Below are 12,336 nucleotides of genomic sequence, written 5' to 3' on the forward strand. Positions count from 1 at the left end.
ATGTCAGGCTTGCCAGCCAGGATCACCACGAGGGGAAGCAGCAGGTGAGTATGTCGGCCCCAGCCACGGCCACCGGAGCCGGTCAGACGGCTCCCGCGACTGTGTCCAACGGCAGCACCGGCTTCTGCCGGGTCACGGTCGTGGCACCGGACGGTCGTGTCGACGTCGCCCTGCCCGAGGACATCGCCGTCGCCGACCTGTACCCGGAGATCCTCCGTCTGTCGGGTCAGACGCCCGCGCAGGGGGCGCCGGTCGGGTACCACCTGGTGCGCCGCGACGGCACGGTCCTGGACGGCGGGCGTTCCCTCGCCGCCCAGCGCATCCTCGACGGCGAACTGCTGTCGCTGCGGCCGTTCGCCGAATCGCTGCCGCCGGCGGTCTTCGACGACGTGTCCGACGCGGTGGCCTCCGCCGTCGCCCGGGACCGCACGCTGTGGAGCGACGCCCTGATGCGGGGCGCGGGTCTGTTCGGCGGTTCCGTCCTGCTGGTGCTGCTGGCCTTCGCCCTGTGGTCCGCCGACCCGCGGCACGACATGCACGGCCTGCCCGGCATCCTCGCCGCCGTCGCCGGAGTGCTGCTCCTGGCGCTCGGGGCCGTGCGCGCCAGGGTGTACGACGACCGGGGCTCCTCGGTGGCGCTCGGAGTCGGTGCAATGGCGAACGCGGCCGTGGGCGGCGCCGGACTGCTGCCGCTCGCCCAGGGGGAGGGGATCGGCAAGCTGCAGTTCCTTCTCGCCTGCGCCGCCGTCCTCGTCTGCGCCGTGATCCTCACGATCGTCGCGCCGGCCGGGGACGGCCCCTTCGTCGCCTTCGTCTTCGCCGCGACCGTCGGTCTCCTGGTCACGTTCGTCGCCATTGCGACCTCGCTGGAGCCGGTCGAGACGGCGGCGGTCTGCTCACCCCTCGCCGTCGGCGCCCTCGCCTTCCTGCCGGGGCTGTCCACCCGGTTCGCCCGCCTGCCCGTCGGCTTCGAGCCGCCGCGGACGTCCGTCGGCGGTTACGGCACCGACCCCGAGCCCCAGGGGCCGGTCGACGGCGAGCGGATCGCGGCCCGAGCCCGCCGGGGTCACGAGCTGCTCGTCGGCCTGGTCGGCGGCTGCGCCCTGGTCGCCGTCGGCGCCGCCGCGGTGCTCGGATTCTCCGACAACGTCTGGGGACAGCTGCTTGCGCTGGCGACCGGAGTCGCCATGCTCATGCGCGCACACCTCTTCCGCTACACGGCGCAGGTCGGCTGTGCGCTCGCGGCGGGTCTCGGCGCCCTGGTGCTGCTCGGGCTCGGGCTGTGCCTCAACCCGCCCACCGGCCTCTTCCAGGACGCCCTGCGCGGGGACGGTACCGGCCTCGACATCCGTACGATCTGGCTCGCCGCCGCGATCGCCGGAGTCGCCGCGCTGATCACGGCCATCGGCCTGATCGTGCCGCGCAAGGGCGTCACGCCGTTCTGGGGTCGCTTCCTGGAGGTCGCCGAGACGTTTGTGCTGCTCACGCTCATGCCGTTGTGCCTGGCCGTCTTCGACGTCTACCACTCGATCCGGGCGCTGACCTCCTGAACACCCTGGTACCCTGTGTAACGGCCGTTTGTGTACGCGATCCCCGGAGCCCCCTCGGGCTCTGGAACAGCGCTCATCGGACCTTCGCCTCCGAGTCACGGAAGCTCCCCTGAGACCAAGACCAGGGGCACTCGTGGGCGCATCGAACACCCAGAGGAGTACCGAGTGTCTCTCGACGCCGCTACGAAGAAGCAGATCATCGCCGAGTTCGGCACCAAGGAGGGCGACACCGGTTCCCCCGAGGTCCAGGTCGCGATGCTCTCCCGCCGTATCTCGGACCTGACCGAGCACCTCAAGACGCACAAGCACGACCACCACTCCCGTCGTGGTCTGCTGATCCTCGTCGGCCAGCGCCGCCGTCTGCTGCAGTACCTGGCCAAGAAGGACATCCAGCGCTTCCGTACGCTGGTCGACCGGCTCGGCATCCGCCGTGGTGCGGCCGGCGCCAAGTAAGACGCCGTGAAGGGAGCGGTTCCCACCGACAGGGGGCCGCTCCCTTTGCTGTACGCACGGCTGTCGTCGCGCTGTACGTGCGCGACGGACCGGACGGCAATTAGTCTGGTCGCACAACGACACACTCATCGAGCGCGAGAAGACGCCTCCTCGCCGCCGGTCCTCGGTAGTGGCCCCCGGACACATACCGGGTGCTTCGATCGAAGACCGGCCCGCACCCAAGGCGTGCTTCTCCGCCACCGTTCCGCCACCACACGGGTGCCGGACGAAAAGACGACACGTAGGAGAAATCGCTAGTGGAGAACGAGACCCACTACGCCGAGGCCGTCATCGACAACGGCGCCTTCGGCACCCGCACCATCCGCTTCGAGACGGGCCGCCTGGCCAAGCAGGCCGCCGGTTCCGCCGTGGCGTACCTGGACGACGACACCATGGTGCTGTCGGCCACCACCGCTTCGAAGAAGCCCAAGGACCAGCTCGACTTCTTCCCCCTCACGGTGGACGTCGAGGAGCGGATGTACTCGGCCGGCAAGATCCCCGGCTCCTTCTTCCGCCGGGAGGGCCGGCCCTCCGAGGACGCGATCCTCACCTGCCGCCTGATCGACCGCCCGCTGCGCCCGTCCTTCAAGAAGGGCCTGCGCAACGAGATCCAGATCGTCGAGACGATCATGGCGCTCAACCCCGATCACCTCTACGACGTGATCGCGATCAACGCCGCCTCCTGCTCCACGCAGCTCGCCGGCCTGCCCTTCTCCGGCCCCATCGGCGGCACCCGTGTCGCGCTGATCAAGGGCCAGTGGGTCGCGTTCCCGACGCACACCGAGCTCGAGGACGCCGTCTTCGACATGGTGGTCGCCGGCCGCGTCCTGGAGGACGGCGACGTCGCGATCATGATGGTCGAGGCCGAGGCCACCGAGAAGACGATCGAGCTCGTCAAGGGCGGCGCCGAGGCGCCGACCGAGGAGATCGTCGCCGCCGGTCTCGAGGCCGCGAAGCCGTTCATCAAGGTCCTGTGCAAGGCGCAGGCGGACCTCGCCGCCAAGGCCGCCAAGCCCGAGGGCGAGTTCCCGGTCTTCCTCGACTACGAGGACGACGTCTACGCCGCCCTGTCCGACGCGGTCAAGGACGAGCTCGCCCAGGCGCTCACCATCGCCGGCAAGCAGGAGCGCGAGACCGAGCTGGACCGCGTCAAGGCGGTCGCCGCCGAGAAGCTCCTCCCGGCCTTCGAGGGCCGCGAGAAGGAGATCTCCGCCGCGTACCGCTCGCTGACCAAGGCCTTGGTGCGCGAGCGCGTCATCAAGGACAAGGTCCGCATCGACGGCCGTGGCGTCACGGACATCCGTACGCTCGCCGCCGAGGTCGAGGCGATCCCGCGCGTGCACGGCTCGGCGCTGTTCGAGCGTGGCGAGACCCAGATCCTGGGCGTCACCACCCTGAACATGCTCCGCATGGAGCAGCAGCTGGACACCCTCTCCCCGGTGACCCGCAAGCGCTACATGCACAACTACAACTTCCCGCCGTACTCCACCGGTGAGACCGGCCGCGTCGGTTCCCCGAAGCGCCGCGAGATCGGCCACGGCGCGCTCGCCGAGCGCGCTCTCGTGCCGGTGCTGCCGACGCGCGAGGAGTTCCCGTACGCGATCCGTCAGGTGTCCGAGGCCCTCGGCTCCAACGGCTCGACGTCCATGGGCTCGGTCTGCGCCTCCACCATGTCGCTGCTGAACGCCGGTGTGCCGCTGAAGGCCCCCGTCGCCGGTATCGCCATGGGTCTGATCTCCCAGGAGATCGACGGCGAGACCCACTACGTCACCCTCACCGACATCCTCGGTGCGGAGGACGCCTTCGGTGACATGGACTTCAAGGTCGCCGGCACCAAGGAGTTCGTCACCGCCCTCCAGCTCGACACCAAGCTGGACGGCATCCCGGCCTCCGTCCTGGCCGCGGCCCTCAAGCAGGCACGCGACGCCCGCCTCCACATCCTCGACGTGATGATGGAAGCGATCGACACCCCGGACGAGATGTCCCCGAACGCCCCGCGGATCATCACCGTCAAGATCCCCGTGGACAAGATCGGCGAGGTCATCGGCCCCAAGGGCAAGATGATCAACCAGATCCAGGAGGACACCGGCGCCGAGATCACGATCGAGGACGACGGCACCATCTACATCGGTGCCGCCGACGGCCCGGCCGCCGAGGCCGCCCGCGCCACGATCAACGGCATCGCCAACCCGACCATGCCGGAGGTCGGCGAGCGCTACCTGGGCACCGTCGTCAAGACGACCACCTTCGGTGCGTTCGTGTCCCTGCTCCCGGGCAAGGACGGTCTGCTGCACATCTCGCAGATCCGCAAGCTCGCCGGCGGCAAGCGCGTGGAGAACGTCGAGGACGTCGTCGCCGTGGGCTCGAAGGTCCAGGTCGAGATCGCCGAGATCGACTCGCGCGGCAAGCTCTCCCTGATCCCCGTGATCGAGGGCGGCGAAGAGAGCGACGAGAACAAGGACGACACCGACAAGTGACGTCCCGTAGTTCCAGGACGACGGCCCGCACCTCCTCGGAGGCGCGGGCCGTCGCCCGTACCCAAACCCTGCTCAAGGGCAAGGACGGCATCGGCACGGTCCGGCGCACCACCCTGCCCGGCGGCCTGCGCGTCGTCACCGAGACGCTGCCGTCCGTACGCTCCGCCACCTTCGGGATCTGGGCGAACGTCGGCTCACGTGACGAGACGCCGTCACTCGGCGGCGCCACCCACTACCTCGAGCACCTCCTGTTCAAGGGCACGAGCCGGCGTTCCGCCCTCGACATCTCCGCCGCCATCGACGCGGTGGGCGGCGAGATGAACGCCTTCACGGCCAAGGAGTACACCTGCTACTACGCGCGGGTGCTCGACACGGACCTGCCGCTCGCCATCGACGTCGTGTGCGACATGCTCACGGGCTCGCTCATCCTCGAAGAGGACGTCGACATCGAGCGCGGCGCGATCCTCGAAGAGATCGCGATGACCGAGGACGACCCGGGCGACTGCGTGCACGACCTGTTCGCGCACACCATGTTCGGTGACTCCCCGCTCGGCCGGCCGGTCCTCGGCACCGTCGACACCGTCAACGCGCTCACGGCGGACCGCATCCGGCGCTTCTACAAGAAGCACTACGACCCCACCCACCTGATCGTCGCCGCCGCGGGCAACGTCGACCACGCCACGGTCGTACGCCAGGTCCGTGGCGCCTTCGAGAGGGCCGGCGCCCTCTCCCGTACGGACGCGGTCCCCACGCCGCCCCGCGACGGAAGCCGCGCCCTGCGCACCGCCGGCCGGGTCGAGCACCTGAACCGCAGGACCGAGCAGGCCCACGTCGTCCTCGGCATGCCGGGCCTCGCCCGCACCGACGACCGCCGCTGGGCCCTCGGCGTCCTGAACACCGCGCTCGGCGGCGGCATGTCCTCGCGCCTCTTCCAGGAGGTCCGCGAGAAGCGCGGCCTGGCCTACAGCGTGTACTCGTACACGTCGGGCTTCGCCGACACGGGACTGTTCGGTGTCTACGCGGGCTGCCGGCCGAGCCAGATCCACGACGTCCTCAAGATCTGCCGGGACGAACTCGACCGGGTCGCGGTGGAGGGCCTGTCCGACGAGGAGATCGGCCGCGCCATCGGGCAGCTCGCCGGTTCGACGGTCCTCGGCCTGGAGGACACGGGCGCGCTCATGAACCGCATCGGCAAGAGCGAGCTGTGCTGGGGTTCCCAGATGTCGGTCGACGAGATGCTCGCCCGGATATCGGCCGTCACCCCCGACGAGGTGCGGGCGGTGGCCGGTGACATCCTGGGGCAGCGTCCGTCGCTGTCGGTCATCGGCCCGCTCAAGGACAAGCAGGCGGACCGCCTGCACGAAGCGGTCTCGTAATCCCCTGAAGGAAGAGTGCAATGAGCAAGCTGCGCGTGGCTGTTCTCGGTGCCAAGGGCCGTATCGGCTCCGAGGCCGTACGAGCCGTCGAGGCGGCCGACGACATGGAGCTGGTCGCGGCCCTTGGCCGCGGTGACACGCTGGAGACCCTCGTGGAATCCGGTGCGCAGGTCGTGGTCGAACTGACCACCCCCGACTCCGTGATGGGCAACCTCGACTTCTGCGTACGCCACGGCATGCACGCGGTCGTCGGCACCACCGGATGGACCGACGACCGCCTCGCGCAGCTGAACACCTGGCTCGCCGCCTCCCCGGAGACCGGCGTGCTCATCGCACCCAACTTCTCCATCGGCGCGGTGCTCACCATGAAGTTCGCGGAGCAGGCGGCGCGCTTCTTCGAGTCCGTCGAGGTCGTCGAGCTGCACCACCCGAACAAGGCCGACGCCCCGTCCGGCACCGCCACCCGCACCGCCCAGCTGATCGCCGCGGCCCGTGCCGAGGCCGGCTGCGCCCCGCAGCCCGATGCCACCGTCACCGCCCTCAACGGCGCCCGCGGCGCCGATGTCGACGGTGTTCCGGTGCACGCGGTCCGCCTGCGCGGCCTCCTGGCCCACCAGGAGGTGCTGCTCGGCGGCGAGGGCGAGACGCTGACCATCCGGCACGACTCGCTGCACCACAGCAGCTTCATGCCCGGCATCCTGCTCGGCGTCCGCCGCGTGGTGTCCGCCCCCGGCCTCACCTTCGGGCTGGAAAACTTCCTCGACCTGGCCTGACCGGGACCTCGGATGCGCGCAAAGATCACGTACTTCGTCACGGCAGCCGTCCTGGTCGTCTACTTCGTCTTGGTCGGCAGCCGGGGCCTGATGCTGATCCGGCAGGGCACCGCGCTCACCGTCACCTTCGGTGTCGCGGTGCTGATCCTGCCGGTGATCGGCCTGTGGTTCCTGTGGAAGAACACCCGGTTCGTCACGAGGGCCAATCAGCTCGCGGCCGAACTGGACGCCGAGGGCGGCCTGCCGGTCGACGAGCTGGTGCGTACGCCGCGCGGCCGTATCGACCGGGACTCCGCCGACGCGGTGTTCGCCCGGCGACGGGCGGAGACGGAGGACTCGCCGGACGACTGGCGCTGCTGGTTCCGCCTCGCCGTCGCGTACCACGACGCGCGCGACACCCCGCGCGCCCGCAAGGCCATGCAGCGCGCGATCGCCCTGCACGACGGCAAGCCCGTCACCGACTGACGGCGCCCGTCACCCTCTGACGGCCGGGCGGCTGACGGCCCGAGGCCCCTGGGCGCGCGGGCCCCGCCACTGTCAGGCGGTGCGGTACTCGGCGCCCCACGCCTCGATGCTGTCCGCGGCCCGGTCGAAGGCCTCGAGCCGCGACAGGAAGTCGCCGTCGTGATCGGTGAGCAGGGCGAGCCGCGCACCGCCCCGGTGCTCGAGCATCAGCGCCTGCCCCTGCACGGTCCTCGGCATCCCGAGCCAGCGCACCGGCTGCTGCACGGTACGCAGCGCGGTGGTGCGGTTCCAGGGGACCGTGGTGGTCGAGAAGAACGCCACGCGCCGTATGCCGTGCCGGCTCACCCACGTACCGATGCGCAGCAGTCGCAGCGCGGTGACGATCACAGCGGCGCCGAGGACCATGCACACGGCGGCCCCGGAGAGCGCGCCCGCGAACGCGATGATCATCCCGGCGATGAGCACGAACGAGGCGAACAGCAGCAGTAGCGCCGCGGCCCCCACCCGCCACGGACCCGGGCGGTAGGGACGCCGCCAGCGGTCGTGGTCGTGGTCGTCGAAGGGCAGCGCGACATCGTCCGCTTGCACGTCGAAAGCGCGGTCGGCCGTCAGGAAGGGCAGGGGCACGACAGATCCTCACTCACCAGCACACTCGGTTGGGCTGTGCCCGGTGAGGCTATCGAGGCGGTCGGGGGACGACCACCCCCGGGGGCCAAGGGGGTGGTCGTCCCCCGACCGGTCATGCGGGTCAGCGCCCTTCCGATGCCTCGGACTTCTGCGAATGGGTGGGCGCCTGGTCCGATTCGAGCGCGGGCATCCCGAGCAGCAGGGACCCGACGAGACCGCCGACGATGGTGAGCCCGATCATCGCCCGCCCCAGCAGCTGGGACCTGGTCGGCCGCTCCCGGGGCGGGGGAGTGACGTTACTGCGGAAGGCGTCGGCCTCGGCGACGAACGAGAACGGGACGGCCTCTCGCCGGAACATCAGGGACTCTCCTTGAAAAATCGTGGGCTTGTGGGGTGGTGCCGGCTGCTCGTGCAGCCGCTGCTCATACAGACGAGCAACGCGGTCGTTCGGTGCCCGAATTCCCCGAATTGACCAGACGACACCTCCCCGCCCGCCGTTTCCGCGACTGTCGGTGGTCCGCCGTAGAGTGGGCGCCGCCCGAGCGATGCAACTGGAAGGACCCGCCGGTGAGCGACACCCCCGCAGAGAACGTCAAGCCCAGCTTCCGCAGCGATGTCACGGTCGAGCTGGTGAAGCACACCGCCGGTGACTCCGACGTGCTGTGGGCCGCCCGCGTCTCCACCGCGGGCGAGCAGTCCCTCGACGAGCTCTCGAAGGACCCCGAGCGCTCCAAGGGCCTCATCAACTACCTGATGAGGGACCGCCACGGCAGCCCCTTCGAGCACAACTCGATGACCTTCTTCATCAGCGCCCCGATCTTCGTCTTCCGCGAGTTCATGCGCCACCGCGTCGGCTGGTCGTACAACGAGGAGTCCGGCCGCTACCGCCGTCTGGAGCCGGTCTTCTACATCCCGGACGAGGAACGCAAGCTCGTCCAGGAAGGCCGCCCCGGGAAGTACGTGTTCGTCGAGGGCACCCAGGCGCAGCAGGAGCTCACCGGCCGGGTCATGTCGGACGCGTACCTCCACGCGTACGAGGCGTACCAGGAGATGCTCGACGCGGGCGTGGCGCGCGAGGTGGCCCGTTCGGTCCTGCCGGTCGGCCTCTACTCCTCGATGTACGCCACGTGCAATGCCCGCTCGCTCATGCACTTCCTCGGCCTGCGCACCCAGCACGACGACGCGAAGGTCCCGTCCTTCCCGCAGCGTGAGATCGAAATGGTCGGCGAGAAGATGGAGCAGCACTGGGCCAAGCTGATGCCGCTCACGTACGCCGCCTTCAATGCCAACGGGCGCGTCGCCCCCTGACGGCTGCCGCGGGCACAGATGTGCGGTCAGCCTGGCGAAGTGTCCGTATTGCGGCGTTTCGAGAAGTTCATCTAGGCTGATCAAACGGACCCGGCACTGCTTGAACCCCCGAGCAGGCAGTGCCGGGTTCCACATGCCACGTCGTACGTCACGTCCCCCGAGGGGACACCGGGCGCTGAGCAGCGAGTAGCGTGTTACCCATGGCTCCGATCTCCACTCCGCAGACCCCCTTCGGGCGGGTCCTCACCGCCATGGTCACGCCTTTCACGGCGGACGGCGCACTCGACATCGCAGGCGCGCAGCGACTGGCCGCCCACCTGGTGGACGCAGGCAACGACGGCCTGGTCATCAACGGCACCACCGGCGAGTCGCCCACCACCAGCGACGCGGAGAAAGACCAGCTCGTACGGGCCGTCCTGGAAGCGGTCGGAGACCGTGCCCACGTCGTCGCCGGCATCGGGACGAACGACACCCACCACTCCATCGAGCTCGCCCGCGCCGCCGAGCGCGCCGGCGCACACGGCCTGCTCGCCGTCACGCCGTACTACAACAAGCCTCCCCAGGAGGGCCTGTACCGGCACTTCTCGGCCATCGCCGACGCGACGGAACTGCCGGTCATGCTGTACGACATCCCCGGCCGCAGCGGCGTCCCGATCGACACCGAGACGATCGTCCGCCTCGCCGCGCACCCGCGCATCGTCGCCAACAAGGACGCCAAGGGCGACCTCGGCCGGGCCAGCTGGGCCATCGCCCGCAGCGGCCTCGCCTGGTACTCCGGCGACGACATGCTCAACCTGCCGCTCCTGTCCGTCGGCGCGGTCGGTTTCGTCTCCGTGGTCGGCCATGTCGTCACCCCGGAGCTGCGCGCCCTCCTCGACGCCCACCGCGGCGGCGACGTCGAGAAGGCGACGGAGATCCACCAGAAGCTGCTGCCGGTCTTCACCGGCATGTTCCGTACCCAGGGCGTGATCACCACCAAGGCGGCCCTGGCCCTCCAGGGCCTGCCCGCAGGCCCGCTGCGGCTGCCGCTCGTGGAGCTCTCGCCGGAGGAAACCGCACAGCTCAAGATCGACCTGGCCGCCGGCGGGGTACAGCTCTGAGCACGGACTTCACAACTGAATAGACGCAGTACCGGCCGACGTGATCGATGAGGTCGACACACCCGCGGAATCGGTGAGCCACGACCCCGATCGGACCGGCCGTCACACACACCAGCAAGTGGCATTGATGTCATGTACGCCACGTGCCCAGGCGGGCGCGTGGCGTGCATGGTGAGGAGAGTCTTTTGAGTCATCCGCATCCTGAACTCGGCGCGCCCCCGAAGCTGCCCAAGGGCGGCCTGCGCGTCACGCCCCTCGGCGGCCTCGGCGAGATCGGCCGGAACATGACGGTCTTCGAGTACGACGGCCGACTGCTCATCGTCGACTGCGGCGTCCTCTTCCCCGAGGAGGAGCAGCCCGGGATCGACCTGATCCTTCCGGATTTCACCACCATCCGGGACCGTCTCGACGACGTCGAAGGCATCGTGCTCACGCACGGCCACGAGGACCACATCGGCGGTGTCCCGTACCTGCTCCGGCTGAAGCCGGACATCCCGCTGATCGGCTCCAAGCTGACCCTCGCCCTCATCGAGGCCAAGCTCCAGGAGCACCGCATCCGCCCGTACACGCTCGAGGTGGCCGAGGGCAACCGAGAGCGCATCGGCCCCTTCGACTGCGAGTTCATCGCGGTCAACCACTCCATCCCCGACGCCCTGGCCGTCGCCATCCGCACACCCGCGGGCATGGCCGTGCACACCGGCGACTTCAAGATGGACCAGCTGCCGCTGGACCGTCGGCTCACCGACCTGCACGCCTTCGCGCGGCTCAGCGAGGAGGGCATCGACCTCCTGCTGTCGGACTCCACGAACGCCGAGGTCCCGGGCTTCGTCCCGCCCGAGCGCGACATCTCGAACGTCCTGCGCACGGTCTTCGCGAACGCCCAGAAGCGGATCATCGTCGCCAGCTTCGCGAGCCACGTCCACCGCATCCAGCAGATCCTCGACGCGGCGCACGAATACGGACGCAGGGTCGCCTTCGTCGGACGCTCGATGGTCCGGAACATGGGCATCGCCAGGGACCTGGGCTACCTGCGTGTCCCGGCCGGGCTCGTCGTGGACGTCAAGACGCTCGACGACCTGCCCGACCACGAGGTCGTGCTCGTCTGCACCGGTTCCCAGGGCGAGCCCATGGCGGCCCTGTCCCGGATGGCCAACCGCGACCACCAGATCCGCATCGTCCAGGGCGACACGGTGATCCTGGCGTCGTCGCTCATCCCGGGCAACGAGAACGCGGTCTACCGCGTGATCAACGGCCTGAGCCGCTGGGGCGCGAACGTGGTCCACAAGGGCAACGCCAAGGTCCACGTCTCGGGCCACGCCTCGGCCGGCGAGCTGCTGTACTTCTACAACATCTGCAAGCCGAAGAACCTGATGCCCGTCCACGGGGAGTGGCGCCACCTGCGCGCCAACGCCGAGCTGGGCGCGCTCACGGGTGTCCCGAAGGACCGCATCGTCATCGCCGAGGACGGCGTGGTCGTCGACCTGATCGACGGCAAGGCCAAGATCGTCGGCAAGGTCCAGGCCGGGTACGTGTACGTGGACGGCCTGTCGGTCGGCGACGTCACCGAGCCGGCGCTCAAGGACCGTCGCATCCTCGGTGAAGAGGGCATCATCTCGGTCTTCGTCGTCGTCGACAGCACGACGGGCAAGGTCGTGGGAGGCCCCAACATCCACGCGAGGGGCTCTGGCATCGACGACTCCGTGTTCATCGGCGTCGCGCCGAAGATCGAGGAGGCGATCGCCAAGGCGGCCGCCGACGGCGTCGCCGAGCCCCACCAACTGCAGCAACTGGTCCGCCGATCGGTCGGCAAGTGGGTGTCCGACACCTACCGCCGGCGCCCGATGATCCTGCCCGTCGTCGTCGAGGTCTGACGCCGGCGCACGTCGTCACTCCGGAGCGGGGCCCCCGATTTGCATCGGGGCGCTCCGCTCCAGTACGTTTACATCTCCGCCTGAACGGGACCCCAGCACACTCATGTGCGCATACCGGTGCCCGAAGGGGGCGGGGAATTCCGACTCAGAATCTCTGATAAAGTCGGGTCCGCCGGAAAGGGAAGCGCGAAAGCGAAGAACTGGAAAGCACCGAGGAAATCGGATCGGAAAGATCTGATAGAGTCGGAACGCAAGACCGAAGGGAAGCGCCCGGAGGAAAGCCCGAAAGGGTGAGTA

11 protein-coding genes are annotated in these 12,336 nt (G+C 69.4%); 9 read left to right on the forward strand and 2 right to left on the reverse strand.

What is annotated here, in order from left to right; translation table 11 throughout:
- Window positions 1-50 precede the first annotated feature (50 nt).
- From eccD to ACWD0A_RS24815, 6 genes are all read left to right on the forward strand, one after another.
- On the forward strand, window positions 51-1,550 hold the full coding sequence (gene eccD, locus ACWD0A_RS24790; protein ID WP_451301500.1) for a type VII secretion integral membrane protein EccD: 1,500 nt from the start codon (window positions 51-53) through the stop codon (window positions 1,548-1,550).
- Between the two features lie 165 nt (window positions 1,551-1,715).
- A complete protein-coding gene (gene rpsO / locus ACWD0A_RS24795; RefSeq protein WP_030583699.1) occupies window positions 1,716-2,003 on the forward strand; it encodes a 30S ribosomal protein S15 in 288 nt (95 codons plus the stop codon).
- 296 nt (window positions 2,004-2,299) lie between these two features.
- Entirely contained in the window at window positions 2,300-4,519 is a 2,220-nt protein-coding gene (locus ACWD0A_RS24800; protein ID WP_307713145.1) for a polyribonucleotide nucleotidyltransferase, read from the forward strand.
- Entirely contained in the window at window positions 4,516-5,895 is a 1,380-nt protein-coding gene (locus ACWD0A_RS24805) for a M16 family metallopeptidase (protein WP_451301490.1), read from the forward strand. Before ACWD0A_RS24800 ends, ACWD0A_RS24805 begins: the two co-directional genes overlap by 4 nt.
- A gap of 20 nt (window positions 5,896-5,915) precedes the next feature.
- On the forward strand, window positions 5,916-6,668 hold the full coding sequence (gene dapB, locus ACWD0A_RS24810; protein WP_451301492.1) for a 4-hydroxy-tetrahydrodipicolinate reductase: 753 nt from the start codon (window positions 5,916-5,918) through the stop codon (window positions 6,666-6,668).
- A 12-nt stretch (window positions 6,669-6,680) separates the two neighbouring features.
- Window positions 6,681-7,133, forward strand: a complete 453-nt coding sequence (locus ACWD0A_RS24815; RefSeq protein WP_451301493.1) for a hypothetical protein — start codon at window positions 6,681-6,683, stop codon at window positions 7,131-7,133.
- 72 nt (window positions 7,134-7,205) lie between these two features.
- Here the strand turns inward: ACWD0A_RS24815 and ACWD0A_RS24820 are convergent, their stop codons facing one another.
- A complete protein-coding gene (locus tag ACWD0A_RS24820) occupies window positions 7,206-7,760 on the reverse strand; it encodes a hypothetical protein (RefSeq protein ID WP_451301495.1) in 555 nt (184 codons plus the stop codon).
- A gap of 121 nt (window positions 7,761-7,881) precedes the next feature.
- Complete coding sequence (locus ACWD0A_RS24825) at window positions 7,882-8,118, reverse strand: hypothetical protein (protein WP_451301497.1); 237 nt, start codon at window positions 8,116-8,118, stop codon at window positions 7,882-7,884.
- A 209-nt stretch (window positions 8,119-8,327) separates the two neighbouring features.
- On the opposite strand from ACWD0A_RS24825, the gene thyX reads away from it, so the two are divergent.
- From thyX to ACWD0A_RS24840, 3 genes are all read left to right on the forward strand, one after another.
- The gene (gene thyX, locus ACWD0A_RS24830; RefSeq protein WP_307713140.1) at window positions 8,328-9,068 is read left to right on the forward strand and encodes an FAD-dependent thymidylate synthase; all 741 of its coding nucleotides are present in this window, start codon (window positions 8,328-8,330) and stop codon (window positions 9,066-9,068) included.
- 200 nt (window positions 9,069-9,268) lie between these two features.
- Entirely contained in the window at window positions 9,269-10,168 is a 900-nt protein-coding gene (gene dapA, locus ACWD0A_RS24835; RefSeq protein ID WP_177151304.1) for a 4-hydroxy-tetrahydrodipicolinate synthase, read from the forward strand.
- Between the two features lie 185 nt (window positions 10,169-10,353).
- Entirely contained in the window at window positions 10,354-12,039 is a 1,686-nt protein-coding gene (locus ACWD0A_RS24840) for a ribonuclease J (protein ID WP_307713138.1), read from the forward strand.
- Window positions 12,040-12,336: the final 297 nt, after the last annotated feature.

The organism is Streptomyces sp. NPDC002867, assembly GCF_053591895.1.

What these genes read in the sequence shown, in the direction of transcription:
- dapA (WP_177151304.1), top strand. Translation starts at nt 9,269, where the DNA reads ATGGCTCCGATCTCCACTCCGCAGACCCCCTTCGGGCGGGTCCTCACC.
- ACWD0A_RS24825 (WP_451301497.1), bottom strand. Translation starts at nt 8,118, where the DNA reads ATGTTCCGGCGAGAGGCCGTCCCGTTCTCGTTCGTCGCCGAGGCCGAC.
- ACWD0A_RS24815 (WP_451301493.1), top strand. Translation starts at nt 6,681, where the DNA reads ATGCGCGCAAAGATCACGTACTTCGTCACGGCAGCCGTCCTGGTCGTC.
- dapB (WP_451301492.1), top strand. Translation starts at nt 5,916, where the DNA reads ATGAGCAAGCTGCGCGTGGCTGTTCTCGGTGCCAAGGGCCGTATCGGC.
- eccD (WP_451301500.1), top strand. Translation starts at nt 51, where the DNA reads ATGTCGGCCCCAGCCACGGCCACCGGAGCCGGTCAGACGGCTCCCGCG.